General features: G+C 33.3%; 19 protein-coding genes. 1 reads left to right on the top strand and 18 read right to left on the bottom strand.

Going from position 1 to position 18,049, the window contains the following annotated elements; translation table 11 throughout:
- Window positions 1-19 precede the first annotated feature (19 nt).
- From C4F50_RS04190 to C4F50_RS04105, 18 genes are all read right to left on the bottom strand, one after another.
- On the bottom strand, window positions 20-568 hold the full coding sequence (locus C4F50_RS04190; RefSeq protein ID WP_193845163.1) for a hypothetical protein: 549 nt from the start codon (window positions 566-568) through the stop codon (window positions 20-22).
- Complete coding sequence (gene prfH / locus C4F50_RS04185; protein WP_193845162.1) at window positions 555-1,244, bottom strand: peptide chain release factor H; 690 nt, start codon at window positions 1,242-1,244, stop codon at window positions 555-557. Before prfH ends, C4F50_RS04190 begins: the two co-directional genes overlap by 14 nt.
- A complete protein-coding gene (locus C4F50_RS04180) occupies window positions 1,232-1,837 on the bottom strand; it encodes a hypothetical protein (RefSeq protein ID WP_193845161.1) in 606 nt (201 codons plus the stop codon). The genes prfH and C4F50_RS04180 overlap by 13 nt, the downstream gene beginning before the upstream one ends.
- Window positions 1,838-1,855: 18 nt before the next feature.
- Complete coding sequence (locus tag C4F50_RS04175) at window positions 1,856-3,247, bottom strand: RtcB family protein (protein WP_193845160.1); 1,392 nt, start codon at window positions 3,245-3,247, stop codon at window positions 1,856-1,858.
- A 3-nt stretch (window positions 3,248-3,250) separates the two neighbouring features.
- Window positions 3,251-3,997, bottom strand: coding sequence for a hypothetical protein (locus C4F50_RS04170; protein ID WP_193845159.1), 747 nt, complete (start codon window positions 3,995-3,997; stop codon window positions 3,251-3,253).
- 566 nt (window positions 3,998-4,563) lie between these two features.
- Window positions 4,564-5,280 (bottom strand): response regulator transcription factor, encoded by a 717-nt coding sequence (locus C4F50_RS04165; RefSeq protein WP_193845158.1) that lies wholly within the window; start codon window positions 5,278-5,280, stop codon window positions 4,564-4,566.
- 3 nt (window positions 5,281-5,283) lie between these two features.
- Complete coding sequence (locus C4F50_RS04160) at window positions 5,284-6,867, bottom strand: sensor histidine kinase (protein WP_193845157.1); 1,584 nt, start codon at window positions 6,865-6,867, stop codon at window positions 5,284-5,286.
- A 59-nt stretch (window positions 6,868-6,926) separates the two neighbouring features.
- Window positions 6,927-7,523 (bottom strand): dephospho-CoA kinase, encoded by a 597-nt coding sequence (gene coaE / locus C4F50_RS04155; RefSeq protein WP_193845156.1) that lies wholly within the window; start codon window positions 7,521-7,523, stop codon window positions 6,927-6,929.
- 1 nt (window position 7,524) lies between these two features.
- Entirely contained in the window at window positions 7,525-8,523 is a 999-nt protein-coding gene (locus tag C4F50_RS04150; RefSeq protein WP_193845155.1) for a glycosyltransferase family 2 protein, read from the bottom strand.
- Window positions 8,524-8,650: 127 nt separating this feature from the next.
- Window positions 8,651-9,841, bottom strand: a complete 1,191-nt coding sequence (gene fabV / locus C4F50_RS04145) for an enoyl-ACP reductase FabV (protein ID WP_193845154.1) — start codon at window positions 9,839-9,841, stop codon at window positions 8,651-8,653.
- A 47-nt stretch (window positions 9,842-9,888) separates the two neighbouring features.
- Window positions 9,889-10,590, bottom strand: a complete 702-nt coding sequence (locus C4F50_RS04140) for a hypothetical protein (RefSeq protein ID WP_193845153.1) — start codon at window positions 10,588-10,590, stop codon at window positions 9,889-9,891.
- A 53-nt stretch (window positions 10,591-10,643) separates the two neighbouring features.
- Window positions 10,644-12,296, bottom strand: coding sequence for a DNA repair protein RecN (gene recN / locus C4F50_RS04135; RefSeq protein ID WP_193845152.1), 1,653 nt, complete (start codon window positions 12,294-12,296; stop codon window positions 10,644-10,646).
- Between the two features lie 57 nt (window positions 12,297-12,353).
- Window positions 12,354-13,238, bottom strand: a complete 885-nt coding sequence (gene porD / locus C4F50_RS04130; protein ID WP_193845151.1) for a type IX secretion system protein PorD — start codon at window positions 13,236-13,238, stop codon at window positions 12,354-12,356.
- Window positions 13,239-13,305: 67 nt separating this feature from the next.
- A complete protein-coding gene (coaBC, locus tag C4F50_RS04125) occupies window positions 13,306-14,520 on the bottom strand; it encodes a bifunctional phosphopantothenoylcysteine decarboxylase/phosphopantothenate--cysteine ligase CoaBC (RefSeq protein ID WP_193845150.1) in 1,215 nt (404 codons plus the stop codon).
- A 9-nt stretch (window positions 14,521-14,529) separates the two neighbouring features.
- On the bottom strand, window positions 14,530-14,847 hold the full coding sequence (locus tag C4F50_RS04120; RefSeq protein ID WP_008463064.1) for a DNA-directed RNA polymerase subunit omega: 318 nt from the start codon (window positions 14,845-14,847) through the stop codon (window positions 14,530-14,532).
- Between the two features lie 9 nt (window positions 14,848-14,856).
- Window positions 14,857-15,651 (bottom strand): outer membrane protein assembly factor BamD, encoded by a 795-nt coding sequence (locus C4F50_RS04115; RefSeq protein WP_193845149.1) that lies wholly within the window; start codon window positions 15,649-15,651, stop codon window positions 14,857-14,859.
- A 138-nt stretch (window positions 15,652-15,789) separates the two neighbouring features.
- The gene (gene dapA, locus C4F50_RS04110) at window positions 15,790-16,671 is read right to left on the bottom strand and encodes a 4-hydroxy-tetrahydrodipicolinate synthase (RefSeq protein ID WP_193845148.1); all 882 of its coding nucleotides are present in this window, start codon (window positions 16,669-16,671) and stop codon (window positions 15,790-15,792) included.
- Window positions 16,672-16,683: 12 nt separating this feature from the next.
- Window positions 16,684-17,196 carry a DUF6913 domain-containing protein gene (locus tag C4F50_RS04105; RefSeq protein ID WP_193845147.1) on the bottom strand — a complete coding sequence of 171 codons (513 nt, stop codon included), beginning with the start codon at window positions 17,194-17,196 and terminating at the stop codon, window positions 16,684-16,686.
- A 47-nt stretch (window positions 17,197-17,243) separates the two neighbouring features.
- On the opposite strand from C4F50_RS04105, the gene C4F50_RS04100 reads away from it, so the two are divergent.
- Window positions 17,244-18,023 (top strand): 5'-nucleotidase C-terminal domain-containing protein, encoded by a 780-nt coding sequence (locus tag C4F50_RS04100; protein ID WP_193845146.1) that lies wholly within the window; start codon window positions 17,244-17,246, stop codon window positions 18,021-18,023.
- Window positions 18,024-18,049 lie beyond the last annotated feature (26 nt).

The following is an 18,049-nucleotide window of genomic DNA, read 5'->3' as shown; positions in this document are numbered from 1 at the left end:
GTAATTGGTGTCAAAAAAATCAATTTTTCTTTGACTTCTTATTTTTTGACTGTTTTTTTGATTTCTGAGATTTCTTCTTTTTATCTTTTAAAAGATCTATTTTGTCTTTAACTCTTTTTTCTACTTCACCAATTCCAGAATCATAATCATGCTGGATAGAATAAAGTTTAGCCGATTTAATCTCTTTTAAAGCTTCTTTAAATTGGTGCTGCACTTCTAAAAGTATTGCTTTTCGAATAAAAATTTCAGCCTTATTAATTCCTTTTATAGTTAAGGCAAAATCTGCCAATTTAAGCGCTTCTTCATAATCTTCATTCAAAATCAAGGCCTGCAAATAATGCGGATACACCTGAAGCGCATGAATGTTGTTTGCCAAAGCTTCCTGAAAATAGTTTTTTGCTTCTTCATAATTAGCTAGCTGTTCGGCCTGAATTCTTCCGTATAAGCACAAAACCATACTGTTTTTAGAATCATAAGAAAAAGCATAATCCAAAGATTCTATAGTTTCTTCAAGCGAGTAAGGGTAATTATCCAAAGCCTGAAAAAGGTATTTATCAATTGTTTTCATTTCGTAAATCGTTTTTTAATTTCTGACGAGTTCCTTTATAACTTTTGCTTACTTTGTTCTTTTTAAAATCACTTCCTGCAAAAACCCGAACCGGATTGCCGCGTTCCACATTCAATTGATTTTCCCATTGTTTTCCAACATGGTTTTTAAGCTGCAGTAATTTCTCGTCTTCTAGTTTTTTTAATAATCGCTCTGTTGCCAGTTTTTTGTTTTGATGCTGCGAACGGCTGTCCATCGCAACAACCGCAATTCCTGTTGGAATATGTGTTGCCCGAATTGCAGAACTCACTTTATTAACGTGTTGTCCGCCTGCACCAGAACTCCGCATAGCCTGATATTGAATATCCGTTTCAGAAAATGAACTGTTTTTCTGCTGTTCAATTTCAAAAACTCCAATAAACCAGTTTTTGCGTTTGTGCATTTTCCTAAACTGACTCTGACCAATCCATTGAATCGTTCCAATCCAAGAATCTGCAAACTCATTGGCATTTTTGCCTTTTATAGCAATCGAAGCCGTTTCTACAGTTCCATTTTCTTCTCCAGCTTCTCTTTGCAGCAAAACTGTTTCCAAAGATTGTTCTTGTGCTTCTTCCAGTATTTTTTTTAGCACTTGGGCAACTACCCAAGTGCATTCTGCAGGTCCTCGACCCGCTGTTATCTGAATTATTCTTTCCATTTCTTTAAAATTTTCAACAGCTTTTCTCTATTTTTTGCTGCTTTTACAAATTGCGGTAAACGTGCTGCCATAGTACCTCCGCCATTCACTTTTGGGTTACGTTCTCTTAAATCTGCCTGAATGTACCTTTGCAGATAATCAATATGATCCAGATTGTAAGCCCAAAAAAGATTCCCTCCCAGCTCTTTCTGATACCATAAAACTGCATTAAACCAAGATTCTGTTTGACTCAAACCATCAGAACTAAATTCGAATCGAATTTCTTCAATTTTAGGTTTAAATGCTTTTATCTCCTTACAAACAGGGCATTTCAATTTAATCGTGTCTGGTTTTTTATTGAGCAGCTGCGATTTGTATTCCACTTTATCTACATTATTACAGCAGTACGAATCAACATGTGCAATGTATTTTACAGTATTTTCTTTTTTAGAATAATGACAATTTTTACATTCCAGAATCTTTTGATCACGATAATAATACGTGCTTTCAAAAGTTCTTTTCACGACCGCTTTTTGACCGCAGTTAGGACATTTAACATCGATTACATCTCCAAAACTTGCCAGCCATTTATTTTCATCTTGAAATCTTTCCATCTTTTAAAATTTTAAAAATTAGCGGTCCATTCTAACAATCTTCGGAGTAAAAGTCCCAAGCACTTCAACCAGCTCTGTCTGGTTACTCATAACCTTTGTAATGTCTTTGTAAGCCATTGGAGCCTCGTCAATATTCCCTCCAATCAAAGTAACCTCATGCTTTTTCAACACCTTTTTTATCTCACTCTGCGTAAAAGTACTTTTGCATTTGGCTCTCGAAAATAAGCGCCCTGCACCATGTGAGGCTGAGTTTAAACTTTCTGCATTACCTTTTCCTTTCACGATGAAACCTGGGGCCGTCATAGAACCTGGAATAATTCCCAACTGACCTTCACCAGCCGGCGTTGCTCCTTTTCTGTGCACAATGCATTCCTGACCATTTACAATTTCTTTCCATGCAAAATTGTGATGGTTTTCAATCGTTACCACTACCCTGCTTCCAATTGCTTTAGCAATTCTTCTGTGAATATCATCATGACAAGCTTTTGCATATTCTCCTGCCAAATTCATAGCCAGCCAATATTCCTGACCGTCGTGTGTATTCAGATCCAGCCACGCCAAATGCTGCACATTTTTTGGCAGCGGACATTGTTTTGTCGCCAGATAAGTATAATGTTTTGCAATATTAGCGCCCAATCCGCGCGAACCACTGTGAGACAGAACAGCAAAATATTCTCCTTTTCCTAATTTCCATTCGTTCTCAGGATTCTCAATTTTGGCAATTCCAAATTCTACAAAATGATTTCCTCCCCCAGAACTTCCCAATTGTTTGTAAGCCTTTGGCAAAAGATTTTTTAAGAGCGGAATATCCTGAAATTCACTTTTATGAAAAACTTCATGATCCACCCTTGAAGACTGCACTTCGTTCATTCCAAATTTGGTATTATCTCTCAAGATCGCCTCCAATTGATGCTCTCTTCCTTTAAAATGCGAAGCCGGTAAATCAAAAATCGAAAGACTCATTCGGCATCCAATATCAACCCCGACACCATACGGAATCACCGCATTATCAGTTGCTAATACGCCACCAATGGGCAGTCCGTAACCAGAATGCGCGTCTGGCATTAATGCTCCTGCAACAGAAATCGGCAGTTTTAAAGAATCATACAATTGAAACTTAGCCTGCTGGTCAATTTCGTTTTCACCAAAAATGGTAAAAGGCGCTCTTGTATTATTGAGCTGATGCATTCTTACCTGAACCGGTTTTATTAAACCCTCGGCCACTTTTCCCCAAGTGCCATTTCCTTCATACTTTTCAGGATTCAGCAAAACATCTTTTGCTTCTGTTAGAATAGATTCCTTTTTTTCTCTTTTTCTATATCTGTTTATCTGCCCTAAGGCGATATTTATTGAATTGTTTTTTGGAAAACCCAATTTAATCAGGTCTTTTCCAGATAATTTATTTCCCATGATTTATATCATTTCGTCTACATATTGCCCATACAATACTGGCAGACTTTTATTTTTTATTGGGCTCGTCTCTTTTGGATTTCCTTTACGATAGTAATTCCAATTATAAGAATGGCCCTTTACTAATTTGTTTATCTTATTTTGAAGATTATAATTTGAAATATAATTTTCGATCAGCTTAATTTGGCTTTCCAAATCAGAATCCAGCATTTTTTGATGCGTAATCATGTACGGTTTAACGTGAAGTACATAACGCCAAGACTCATTAAACACGTAATGAATTCTATATCTCTGAAAAGTTTTGCTCCAGCGTTCCTGTCTGCTAAAATGAACCTTTTCTCTATCTGACAATTCCAATTTTGGACTGCTCCACTCACCCTCAGTAAATTCTTTAAGTCTCTGAATTTGTTCAGAAGAAGCATTTTTCCTTCTTTTACTCTTCTTCTTTTTAAAAGTTTTTTCTGAAGAAAACTGCCATGTATTTATCTTTTCCAACAGCGTATTATAAAATTCGCCTTCACTTGATCTTGCGACGTCCTCACGTAGTTTAAAATTACGCTGCCAGCCTTTTTGATAAGGCTCTTCAAGTGGGATCCACGGCAGATTATTACGTTCTTTCCAGAGCTTTTTTTCAAGCTTATCGAGCTGAATTAATTGTTTTTCAAAATCTTTTTTTACTAATCTTTTCTTTCTTCTTTTACTTTTAAAACGAGTACATAACACATACTCGTCTATCGTATAATTTTTCATTAAAAAATTATCGCGTATTAAATTACAAGCCAAATAGGCTTAACATTTTATCCAAAAGGATAAATACTAAAAATCGATTTTCGGGAAAGTTTTGAAGTGTCTAGAATAAAAAAAGCCCGAAACTAAATGTCTTCGGGCTTTTTTATATATCTAAAAATATATTTCTAAGATTGAAATAAGCCACGAAGAATTGCCTCACCAAATCCGTTTGGTGTAAAGCTCTGAGATGTCAATGTAAGTACAAACATTTTTTCTTCGTTTTAAAGGGTTATTATTATTTTTTCGTTTGCAAAGATTCGTAATTGTTTTTTGATTTTCCAAATTTATTTTAAGAAAAATCATTACAAAAAACATATACAATTAAAAATCAAAAACTTAACAAAAATATTTTGAGATTCTTTTTAGATAAATTTATATGCAACAAGTCACAAAGCAACAAAATTTTGAACTTCTCTTTGCCTTCTCTGTGTTTTTCCCACTAAAAAAAAATCAAGCTTTGCGGTTAAATTTAATTATAAAAAAAAGCCCTGATTTCTCAGGGCTTGTATTTTTCTAGGTGGTTTTCTTTATTCAGTTACTTTGCTTTTAACAACCAATCTGAAACCTTCTCCGTGAATATTTAGAATTTCTACGTCTTCATCAGATTTTAGGTATTTTCTTAGTTTAGCAATGTAAACGTCCATACTTCTTGAAGTAAAGTAATTGTCGTCTCTCCAGATTTTTGTTAAAGCTAATTCTCTCGGCATTAAATCATTTTCATGAAGAATAAGCATTTTAAGCAATTCGTTCTCTTTTGGAGACAATTTGATTGGTTCTTCATCTTGGAAAGTCAAGAATCTTAATTTTGAATTTAAGTGGAATTTTCCAATATTGAATTCAAACTGTACTTGTTCTGCTTTTGTATCAGCAGATTTTCTTTGAATGATTGCTTTAATTTTCATCAAAAGTACTTCAGAATCAAAAGGCTTATTCAAATAATCATCAGCACCTGCTTTATATCCTTTTAATACATCTTCTTTCATCGACTTTGCAGTTAAAAAGATAATTGGCACTTCGCTATTTTTCTCTCTAATCTCTTTGGCTAAAGTATAACCATCTTTATAAGGCATCATTACATCAAGAATACATAAGTCATATACATCTTTCTTGAATTTCTCAAAACCTTCCATACCGTTTTTAGCTAAAGTAACTTCAAAGTCATTTAACATTAGATAATCTTTAAGAACTGCCCCAAAATTCAGGTCATCTTCTACTAAAAGTATTCTTTTGTTAGTATTTTCCATATTTTAATTTATTAATGGTATTTTTATTATAAAGGTGCTACCCTTTCCTTTCTCGCTTTCTACATATACTTGACCATTGTGGTCTTCTACAATTCTCTTTACATATGCAAGCCCTAAACCATGACCTTTTACATTATGAAGATCACCTGTATGTTCTCTGTAAAACTTCTCAAAAACTCTTTTTTGAGCTATTTTACTCATACCCAATCCATGATCTCTAACTTTAATTAAAATCATATCTTTTACATTTTCTGTAAAGATTTCAATTTCTGGTGTATCTGGAGAATATTTTATTGCATTTTCTAAAATATTAACCAAAACGTTAGTAAAATGAACTTCGTTTATTAAGCTGGTTGTTCTTGTGGCATTGTAATGTTTTACAACAGTACCTTTTCTGTCTTCTAAAATAAGATTAACATGCTCGATCGCATCGTCAATAATATCATGAATTACAGTTGGTTCTTTAGTAATATCCAATTCTCTTTTCTCAAGTTTGGATATTCGCAAAACGTTTTCAACCTGCGCATGCATTCTTTTATTCTCGTCCCGAATCATTTGAAGATAACGATATACTTTTTCTTTATCTTCTATAATTCTTGGATTCCTAATAGCGTCGAGCGCTAAATTTATGGTTGCAATAGGTGTCTTAAACTCATGCGTCATATTATTTATAAAATCAGTTTTGATTTCAGAAATATGTTTTTGACGCAGTAACTGATTTAAAGCACTTGTGTATGCAACAATTATAATTAAAGTAAAAACTATTGATAAAATCGTAATGCTCAATAATTCTGACAGTAAAAATTTCTTTTTGTGCGGAAAAGTAACAGACAACTCGTATCTGCTGTTTCCTTCATTATCGGTATAAATCGGGATATTGTATGTCGCCTCTTTATCGTAATGAAATCCGTCCGATTTTATTTTTGTCGGAACGCGGTTACTGTAAATTCCAAACTCGAATTTTGTCTTAACGCCATATTCTTCAAGTTCCTTTTTTAACAGCTTATAAAGTTTATCTTTTGTTACCCTGCCTTCAATCGGTGTTAACGAAGCAATATCTTTATACTGTATCTGCTGTTGTACTTTGTTTAAGATATCTAAACTCCCTGATTTTTCAATTGTAAGATCCGGAATAATACTTTGTCCTAAGTTATTATTATCAATGCCGCTGTTATTGTAAACTTCAGTTACTCTTTTTGCACTAAAGTTTTTAAAACGTTCACTGCTGAATTTTTTATTAAAAAGAGAACCGCTGATGTCATAATCCTCAGATGTCAAAGTGCTCGAATATACAATTGTCTTGTTTGTTTTTGTATTTCGCTGTACGTAAAACACTTGAAGTAAATCTTCTTTCTTTGGAATTTTGCCTGTACTATCTTTAATGCGATTGTATTTGTCGTAGAAACTGTACTCTTCTTGTTGCTCCAGTTTATCTGCAACATTCCCAATTACTTGAGTGACGTGGTATTTAAATTGCTCTTCATTATTCTTAAATGAAGAATTGAACCAAAATACTTGAACCAGAATAATCCCGATTAAGGACAAACTCATCAATAAAACAAGTATTCTAAAAAATAATTTATTCATCGAAACAAAATTAATATTTTAACAATATACTAAATAATACATTAACCAAATATTAACATTTAAGACCGATTTTGTTTTATATTCAAAATTTTAAGAATTTCAACAACTTCTTCTTTAGCAATTTTAAGATTATTGTTATTAATCACGAAATTGCTCTTAGAAATTCGTTTTTCGTCATTCCACTGCATTTTCATTCGATTCAAAACCTGTTCTTTTGTATTGCTGTCACGCTTCATTACTCTTTCGATTCTTACTTCTTCTGGCGCAGTTACTGTAATCACAACATCACATTCTTTATAACGGCCGCTTTCAAACAAAATTGCCGCTTCGTAAACGACGTAATCAAAGTTTTTATGCTGTTCCAGCCATTTTTCAAAATCTTTTTTAACAGCGGGATGAACAATAGCATTGAGCTTTTCAAGTTCGTCTTTGTCATTAAAAACAATGTCCGCTAATTTTCCTCGATTTAGAACATTATTATCAAAAATGCCGGTACCAAAAATTGTTTTGATCTGATCGGTAACTTCCTCTGTCTGCATCACATTCTTTCCACCATCGTCTGCTATATAAACCGGAACGCCTAATTCTCTAAAATAGGATGCTATAGTGGTTTTACCACTTCCAATTCCGCCCGTCAAACCAATAACTTTTGTCATGCTATATTTTAAAAAACATTTTAGGAAAAGCCTCTTGTGGTTTTTTCTTCAACAAAATGATTTTTATATATGATATCAAAAAACCCGTTCCGTAACCATAGAATTGTTTCCAAACTGCTATCAAAGAGAGATATCCAATTTTAATACTTTTATTCTGAATACTCGCTGTAAGAAAAATTATAACGAAATATACGAAATATAATTGTAATAAAATATCAATATTTAAAATTAACAATAAAAAAGCTAATAATAGACCTAAGATAAACAAGGTCGGAAAGAAAAAAGTAATCTTATTATGTTCTGGGTACCAACTATTTAAAATCGGACGAGCGATCCCAAATTTATTGACTTGAATAGAAAATTTTTCCCAGTCAATTCTTCTTTTATGATACACAAAAGCTTTAGAAAACAAACGAGTTTCAAAACCAAGGTTCCATAAACGTATAGATAAGTCCGGATCTTCTCCTGGATGTATATTTCCAAATCCTTTTGAAGCCTCAAAAGCCTTTTTAGAAATTCCCATATTAAAACTGCGAGGCTGAAACTTATTTATTTTTTCAGAACCACCTCTAATACCTCCCGTTGTCAAAAACGAGGTCATTGCAAAATTTATAGCCTTTTGAACATTAGAAAAACTATCCAGAGCTTTGTCAGGCCCTCCAAAACAATCTACATATTTTTCATCCAATGCCTTTCTTACTTCTGTGAGATAATTGGAAGGAATGATGCAATCTGAATCAAATATGATAAAATAATCACCTCTCGCTCGCTGCATCCCGAAATTTCTTGAATCTCCAGGACCCGAATTTTCTTTAAAATAATACGAAATATTGAGTTTTCCTTGGTAATTCATTACAACATCCCGGCAGGGAACAGAAGATCCGTCTTCAACAAGAACAATTTCAAATGCTTCATTATAATCCGACTTCGATAAACTTTCCAAAAGTTCATCTACTTCATCCGGGCGATTATACACGGGTATAATTAAAGAAAAAATCATAGCAGAATATGCGTATTAAGGTGTATTTTTTAGATTCTAAAAATTTTAACAAAGATAGCGTATATTCATAAAAAAACCATCAACTTTTAGCTGATGGTTTTTGCTTTCTGCAATCAGAATATTTTATTTATTTAATACTTTCAATCTCAACAACTTCATTAGTATCTGCATTGTAATCAACACCTGCAAATTCAAATCCGAAAAGATTCAAGAAATCACTTCTGTAACCTGCAAGATCACCAATTTCTGGAAGCGTTTCTGTAGTTGCCTCTAACCAAAGCTTAGCTACTTTTGCCTGAACATCTTCGCGCATTTCCCAGTCATCAATTCTAATTCTTCCTTTTTCATCAACAGGAACTTCAGAACCATTGTATAATCTATCTTCGAATAAACGCTGAATCTGCTCGATACAACCTTCATGAATTCCTTCTTCTTTCATGATTTTATATAAAAGAGAGATATATAACGGAATTACAGGAATAGCAGAACTTGCTTGTGTCACTAAAGCTTTGTTTACAGAAACGTATGCTTTTCCTCCTAAAGATTCTAAGCTGTCAGAAATTGTAAATGCAGTAGCTTCTAAATGATCTTTTGCGCGTCCGATTGTTCCTTTACGGTAAACTGCCTCTGTTAATGACGGCCCGATATAAGAATAAGCAACTGTTGTAGCTCCTTCCGCTAATAAATTTTCATTTTTTAAAGCATCGATCCACATTGCCCAGTCTTCACCTCCCATTACAGCAACTGTATTTTCGATGTCTTCTTCATTTGCCGGTGCAATTGAAACATCTGAAACTTTACCTGTATGAAAATCAACTGTTTTATTTGTGAATGTCTGTCCAATTGGTTTTAGAACAGAACGGTGTGTTACTCCTGTATTTGGATTGGTACGTACTGGTGAAGCTAAACTATAAATAATAAGATCTACTTGTCCTAAGTCTGCTTTGATTAAATCCAGCGTTTCTCTTTTTATTTCGTTAGAAAAAGCATCTCCGTTGATACTTTTTGCATACAATCCTGCTTTGTTCGCTTCAACTTCAAAAGCTGCAGAATTATACCAGCCTGGAGAAGCCGTTTTACCTTCTACAGGTGGTTTTTCAAAAAATACTCCAATTGTTGCCGCACCTGAACCAAAGGCGCTGGTAATTCTTGAAGCTAATCCAAAACCTGTTGAAGCACCAATAACTAAAACTTTTTTAGCTCCGGCGATTTGTCCTTTTGATTTTACGTAGTCAATTTGATTTTTAACATTTTGCGCGCAACCCTCTGGATGGGCTGTCAAGCAAATAAATCCTCTCATTCTAGGTTCTATAATCATATTCTTTGTATTTCTATTTTAATTTGTTTTTGTAAAAGCAACTAGAATTATTGGATGATTTTTTGAATATTTTCACGTACTGTCAAAATATCAACATCCTTATCTTTACATTCTATTTTAGTTCCGCCGTATTTTTCTATTAAAAGATTCAAATCTTCACAATCTCTTATATAGTTAAATTCTTTTTTCTCGACATCAAACACAACACCTTTTAACCTATTTAAGTTTGCACCTATCGCTCCTCCAACTGCCCCTCCGGTGCCATAAGCAAATGCTTTCGACCATCCATTAGCAAAAGAACCCTCCAAATACAAAAACTTACCATCATTAATAACTCTATGATAAGATAGTGCATTGTCACCTTCTTGATTTCTATCTTCTTTTACTGAATATTTACGAAAATACTTTTGCTGTATATATAGAACTCCATTATAAGAAACAGCAAAAAAGTCGAGTTTTACATCATTTCTTGTCCAAGCAAAATAAACTTGATCCGCACTAATAGATTTATCGATTGGCTTATAACGCGCTACGCTTTTTCGTATTATAGCATCACCCATGTAGATTCCTTTTTTTTCCAAAAAATCTTCATACGTTTTATACACTCCTTCTGGAAAATCTTTAACTAAAAAAACACCATTTCCTTCAACAGCTTTAGAAGTAGAACTGTTATTTTCCGCAACTTCCTGTGCTTGAATAGTGCAAGCGAAAAAACTTAAAAAAAAGAAAATAGTAATTTTTTTGAGCATAGATTTAATGTTTTCTATTCAAGGTTTGAACTCAACAAATATAAATCAAATATTTAATTTAATAATTCTTTTGCATGATTTAATGCCGAATCTGAGATGTTTGCTCCAGATAACATTTGCGCAATTTCTATAACTCTTTCATCCTGAGTCAATAGCTTTAATTCTGAAACCGTATCATTTCCTACAGTTGATTTTGAAACTCTAAAATGTGAATCTCCTTTTGCTGCAATTTGAGGTAAGTGCGTAATAGCAAAAATCTGCATGGTATTACTCATTTCCTTCATGATTTCACCCATTCTAATGGCGATTTCTCCTGAAACTCCTGTATCAATTTCGTCAAAAATTAAAGTTGGCAGTTTTGAATATTTAGCCAAAATTGCCTTTACTGCCAGCATAATACGAGACATTTCTCCACCTGAAGCTACTTTTTTCAGCAATCCAAAATCGGTTCCTTTATTAGCAGAAAATAAAAACTGTAATTCTTCTTTTCCGTTTTGAAGATAATTTTCAGAAGAAATCAATTCCATATTAAATCGAACATTAGGCATTCCTAATGTTTCTAAAATTGAAATCAACTGGCTTGATAAAACCGGAATTGCTTTTATTCTGTTTTCATGGATAAGCATTGCAATACGATCTAATGTTGCTGCTTTCTTTTCAATTTCAGCTGCAAGTGCCGCAATCTCTTCTTCAATATTGTCGAGTGCTAATAAAGCATTACCCAAATCAGCCTGAATCTGCAATAAATCATCAACAGTGTTTGCTTGATGTTTTTTGAGCAGATTGTAAATCAATTGTAATTTTTGACTCGTCAGCTCGAGCTGAGCAGGGTCATTCAGCAACTTTTCGGAGTTGTTTTGAAGCTCTTTAGAAACATCATCAAATTCAATTGACAGGCTTGAAATTCGCTCAAAAAGCAATTGGTATTCTGGTGAAAACAATACAATTTTTTGAATAGAATTTTTAATTTCAATTAAATTATGAAAAACACCAAATTGTTCTTCATTTGCAATTGCTAAAGATTTATCTAGAGATTCTTTTATAATCTCTACATTGTTTAATTTTTCGTAATCTGCCTCTAATTCTTCTTGTTCGCCAGATTTAAGATTTGCAGCAACCAATTCATTTAACAAAAAGGTATTGTACTCCTGCTCTTTTCCAGCGTCGCTTTGCTTTTTAACCAAAGCATTGTACTTAGACTTATCTGATCTATATGCTTTTAACTCTTTTTGATATTCTACAATAGTATCAAAATTTCCTGCTATAGCGTCAATGATTTTAAACTGCACATTTTCATCTGACAACTCTTGTGTCTGCTGCTGCGAATGAATATCAATCAAAAACAAACTTAAATCTTGCAATTCTTGTAAATTTACAGGACTATCATTTATAAAAGCTCGTGATTTTCCAGAAGGAAGAATTTCTCTTCTTATAATGGTTTCATCCTCATAATCAAGATCATTTGCTTCAAAAAACTCTTTCAAATTATATTTAGAAATATCAAACTGTGCCTCTATTACACATTTTTCTTCTTTGTTTTTAAGAGAAGTCAAATCGGCTCTTTTTCCTAAAACCAAGCCAATCGCTCCCAAAATAATCGATTTACCCGCACCTGTTTCTCCTGTAATTATAGAAAAACCTTTTGAAAAATCTATCGCAAGTTTTTCAATCAAAGCATAATTTTTAATAGAAAGGGACGTAATCATAGGGGTAAAAATGTAATATAATAGTTAACTATTGAAAATTTGTAAACGGGTTTTATACTAAAATTTAATTTGCGACCATTTGGTTGAATTCAATGGCGAAACTTTATTCAAAACATCGGTCAGATCGGTGACTGGAATACTGGGACCACCTGAAAAAATAGAGACAATTTCGTCTGATTTTGCATCAAAAAATACTCTGGTAATAAAAGCATTTGGCTTTACAGATGCCAGTTTTCCAATTAGCATTAGTGAGCCTTTTATTTTCTCTTTAGAAGCTTTTAAATCAAGACTCATAGCATCTAAACCTGTGTGATATAAAAACATGGTTTGACGAAGATCACTATAAGTAGGCGCAATCATATCATTGATTAAATAATAACGATTCTGAAGTCCGTCTGATTGAGTCCAGCCTTTAAAACCGCCTTGCTGTGCTACGTTTGCGATATTCTGAGCCGTCTCAAGATATTGATTTCCTGCTCCCATCTGAAAAGTGTCGGCATCCATGCCTAAAATCAAATAGCTGTAAAAAGAAATAACAGAAACCAAATTTGATTCGTAAACGTTTGGGTTAAATAATAGAGGCTCGTATTCTGTGTATTTAAAATTAAAGTCTTTATCATTAAAATTTAAAACAGGCGAAGAATAAGTCGAATTAAAAATCAATCTTGATGACTGAACCTGAATTGTCCCTGTAAACTGATCGGAACTGTTTGATGATAACGTAATGTACATAGAACAGTTAATTCGTTCATTTTGTTTTAAAACGGCACCTGTCCAATCTGTTTTGTTTACAAATTCTGAAAGAGAAGTCTGCAATGTTTTAAAAACCTGCTGATTCGGATTTGGAAGTCTTTCTGTATTAATAGTTACAATACAATTTAGCTGTTGAGCCTGCAAGAAGCCAAAACTGAAAAAAACTAAAAGTGCAGCTATTCTATTCATGTTATTTTAGATATTGATTTACAAACATAAATTATCTCAAATTTATGTTTTAGAAACAGATTTAAAATTAAGATTCTGAAAAATGCAAAATCACTTTGTTTAAAATATCAGATGCAACCGATTCTTTTGATTTTAATTCCATTGGTTCGATTTTAAAATTTTTATCAATAAAAGTTACTTTATTGGTTTCTTTTTTAAAACCAGCTCCTTCATCTTGTAAGGAATTTAAAACAATCAAATCTAAGTTTTTTTTCTGAATTTTCAACTTTGCATTTTCAATTTCATTTTGTGTTTCTAACGCAAATCCAATTAAAAACTGATTTTTTTTAACAGTTCCTAATGAAAATAATATATCCTTAGTCTTTTCGAGTTCTATAGAAAACTCCGCTGTCGTTTTTTTAATCTTCTGATCTGCAACGAACTTAGGTTTGTAATCTGCTACCGCCGCAGCTGCAATTGCAGCGTCAACTTCATCAAAATAAATATGACAGGCATCGTACATTTCTTGTGCAGAAACGACATTAATTACTTTTACTAAGCTATTTTTAGCTTTATAATGTGTAGGTCCAGCTATCAAAAAGACTTCTGCTCCTAGATTTGCAGCTTCATTAGCAATATCAAATCCCATTTTTCCAGAAGAATGGTTTCCAATAAAACGTACTGGATCGATCGCTTCATAGGTTGGCCCTGCTGTTACGAGTATTTTCTTTCCTTTCAAAGGCAGTTTACTTTCCAGATCGGCTTCTAGAAATGCAATAATATTTTCTGGTTCAGCCATACGACCTTCTCCTGACAAACCACTAGCCAATTCTCCACTTTCAGCTGGAATCATGATGTTTCCAAACTGCTTTAAGGCAGCAAAACTAGACAATGTTGATGGGTGTTTATACATATCTAAATCCATTGCAGGCGCAAAATACACTGGGCATTTTGCCGATAAATAGACTGCAATTAACAGATTGTCACAGTTTCCTGTGGCCATTTTAGACAATGTATTGGCAGTAGCAGGAGCAACCAGCATGATATCGGCCCAAAGACCCAATTCTACGTGATTATTCCAAACTGCATCTGCATCTTCTTCGTTAAAGAAACTTGAATGTACTGGATTTTTTGATAAGGTAGATAATGTAAGCGGGGTTACAAAATCCTTAGAAGCAGGTGTCATGATCACTTGGACATGTGCACCTGCTTTTATAAAAAGTCGTACTAATGAGGCTGTTTTATAGGCTGCGATTCCACCGGATACTCCGAGTAAAATCTTTTTCCCGTTTAAAACTGACATTGTACTGTATTATTTGTTTGAACTTCTGTGGTAAGTTTTACCGTCTAACCATTCTTGAACAGCTAAAGCGTGTGGTTTTGGTAATTTTTCGTAAAATTTAGAAACTTCAATTTGTTCTTTATTTTCAAAAACTTCTTCAAGACTGTCATTGTAAGTAGCAAATTCTTCTAATTTCTCAGTCAATTCTTTTTTAATTTCAGAATTAATTTGATTTGCTCTTTTAGCCATAATGGTAATTGCTTCATACACATTTCCTGTTGGCTCTTCAATAACTGTTTTGTTGTAAGTTATTGTATTTACAGGAGCATTCGTCTTTTTTAAATCCATGACTTGTTTTTATTTAGTATATTTTTGTAAATCTGTTTCAACTCTAGCATACATTTCGTCTGCTTGTTTTTTATATTTTGTGTCGCTTTTAAATTTTATCAAATTGTTGTAAGCTGCTTTTGCAACATTTAAACGTTCTTCCATTTTAGAAGGAATACTGTTTACTGCCAATTGGTATGCTGAATCGTATTTATAAAACAAAGCGTCTTCTTTAAAAGGTGTTCCTGGAAAATCAGCAATAAAATTATCAAAAGCCACTAATGCAGATTTATAATCCGAAATTGTATTATAACCTTTTGCATTTTCATAGGCTTTTTTCTCTAATTTACCATTCAGCACTTGAACAGTTGCATTTGCCTGAGGAATGTATTCTGAATTAGGATAATTATCAATAAAAGCTTGTAATTTATCCAAAGCCTTAACTGTATCTGTCTGATCTAAACTGTAAACAGGCGCTAATTTTGAATAACTGTAAGCTCCCAAAAAGGCTGCTTCCTGTACTTTTTCACTTCTTGGATACCCCGAAACAAAACTTTCAAACTGATAACCAGCCAAATAGTATTGCTTAGTTTTGTAGTAAGATTGTGAAAACATATAAAAAAGTTTTTCTGCCTGGGGTTTTCCTCTGTAAGAAGCCGATAACTGCTCAAAAAGGCGAATTGCTTTATTATATTTTCCAGCTTCGTACATTCTGGTTGCAAGGTCAAACTTAGCCGCAACATCATCATTCTTCAACACTTTTTGGTATTCGCTGCAAGAGCAAATAAGAACCGCAACAATTAAAAGCGCAACTATTTTTTTCATTTTCTTACTTTTATTATGATCTCTGAGACAATTATGCCAAAGCAAAATCACACCGAAGTTTCGGTGGCAAATTTAGTTATTAATTTAGCTACTACAAAATATATTTTTTAGTATATTAAAATACCGTAAACGTGACGTTTATTTTATACTATTTTTCACAAATTCATTTAATCTTGACGCGAGCGAATCATCAACAGTTACTAACGGAAGACGAACCGTATTGTCTGCAATTCCTAATGCCTGGAATATTTGTTTGATTCCGGCTGGATTTCCCTGCTCAAAAATCATATCGATACTGTCAGAAAGAAAATAATGTGTTTTAAACGCGTCAGCGGCTTTTTTATTGAGTCCTAAACGAATCATTTCTGAAAATTCTTTAGGAAATCCCTGCCCGATTACAGAAATTACCCCTGCTCCGCCTGCTAAAACGATAGGCAGCGCCAGCATATCATCACCAGAAATCACTAAGAAATCACTTGGTGCATTTTTAATAATCTGCATAGCCTGCGCCATATCTCCTGCAGCTTCTTTTATGGCTACAACATTTTCAAAATCATTAGCCAAACGCACTACCGTTGCAGGAAGCATATTACTTGAAGTTCTTCCTGGAACGTTATATAAAATTACAGGAACTGGAGAAGCTTCTGCAATTGCTTTAAAATGCTGATAAATTCCTTCTTGTGTTGGTTTATTATAATAAGGAGAAACCGATAATATAGCTTCAAAAGCACTAAAATCTCTGGTTTTTAACTCCTCTACAACCTGCATGGTATTGTTTCCTCCTACTCCTAGAACAAGAGGCAGTCTTCCTTTATTTACATCGATTACTGTATTGATAACCAATTCTTTTTCGTCAGCAGTTAGGGTGGCATTTTCTGCGGTTGTCCCCATTACTACAAGATATTCAACTCCTCCGTCTATAGAAAAGTTTACGATTCTCTGCAAAGCTTCGATATCTACTGAAAAATCTTTTTTAAATGGAGTTACAAGGGCAACACCAGTTCCTATTAATGATTGCATATTTTAACTAATTTATTTTATACTTTTTAAATACTTAAACAATTCGGAAACGAAAAGTTTGTAATTCTCTCTGCCGGTATTAATCATCCAACGGTTTAAACCTGCATCTACAGAAGAAAAACCAATTTTAAATTTTGCTTTTGACTTTTTGGTTACGAGCATTAAAACTGCTTTTTCGATGTCGTAATAACTAATCAGAATATCAAATTCTGTTTGAATAAAATCGTTCAAAAAATCTGCTGTAATCTCCCCTTTCCAATCGATGTGTTTTTTACCAAAAGTAGGCCTAGAATACGTTTTTTTCTTTTCAATTTTATCTCTGTACGCGACTATTTTAATGTTTTCTGGAGCAATTCCGTGAAGCGTTAATTCTTGTATCAGCGCTTTTGATTCGAGAAATTCACTTTCATCTACCAACAAACCAATCGTTTGAACATCCTTAGAAAAGACTTCGTTTTTTTGATTACTCCAGTTATTTTTTAATGATTTTTTTACAAAAAATTCCTTTATATAATTCAAAAACATAGTACTTTTACCAGATTACAAAATTAATTATTTAAGTTGCATTTAAAATGGTAAAACTAAAAAAGTATAACGGATTTTTAAAACTTTTTGTTATATTCTTAACACTTTTTTTTATAGTTTCCTGCAGTCAGAAAAACTATAATTTAACCAAAATCGAAGGAAAACAACTTCCTGTTACTGAGAAGACTGCAGAAACTCCAGAGATTGAAAACTTTATTAAACCTTATCGCGACCACATTAACAAAGATTTGGACAACGTTTTGGCTTATGCTCCTGAAACACTTGACAAAAGCACTGGAAAATGGCAGACGAGCATTGGAAGCCTATTAGCAGATGTCTGTCTGCAAAGAGGAAACCTTGTTTTTGAAAAACGCGAAAAAAAGAGCATTGATTTATGTTTATTAAATCACGGCGGTATCCGCGCTATTCTTCCTAAAGGAAATGTCACTACAAGAACGGCTTTTGAAATTATGCCTTTTGAAAACAATCTGGTTGTTTTAGCCTTAAAAGGAGAACAGATTCTAGAAATCGCAGCTTACATTATTAAGGAGAAAAAACCACAGCCTTTGTCTGGAATGACTTTTACGATTACGAAACAAAATGCGGCTAAAGACATATTGATTCAAGGAAAACCGCTTGATCTTAATAAAACGTATTATGTTGCTACAAATGATTATTTGGCAAATGGCGGTGACAGCATGACTTTCTTTGCCAAAAACACTCAAAAATTTGATCTTAATTACAAATTGAGAAATGTGTTAATTGATTATTTTAAAGAAGTGGACACCGTTACTGCTCCAAAAAATATCAGAATTACGGAAGAATAAAATTTAAAATATACCAGCGCTTTCAC

Origin of the sequence: Flavobacterium hungaricum, from assembly GCF_015182285.1 — a bacterium.
GTDB classification, from domain to species: domain Bacteria; phylum Bacteroidota; class Bacteroidia; order Flavobacteriales; family Flavobacteriaceae; genus Flavobacterium; species Flavobacterium hungaricum.
This window is presented reverse-complemented; position numbering and strand designations above follow the sequence as displayed.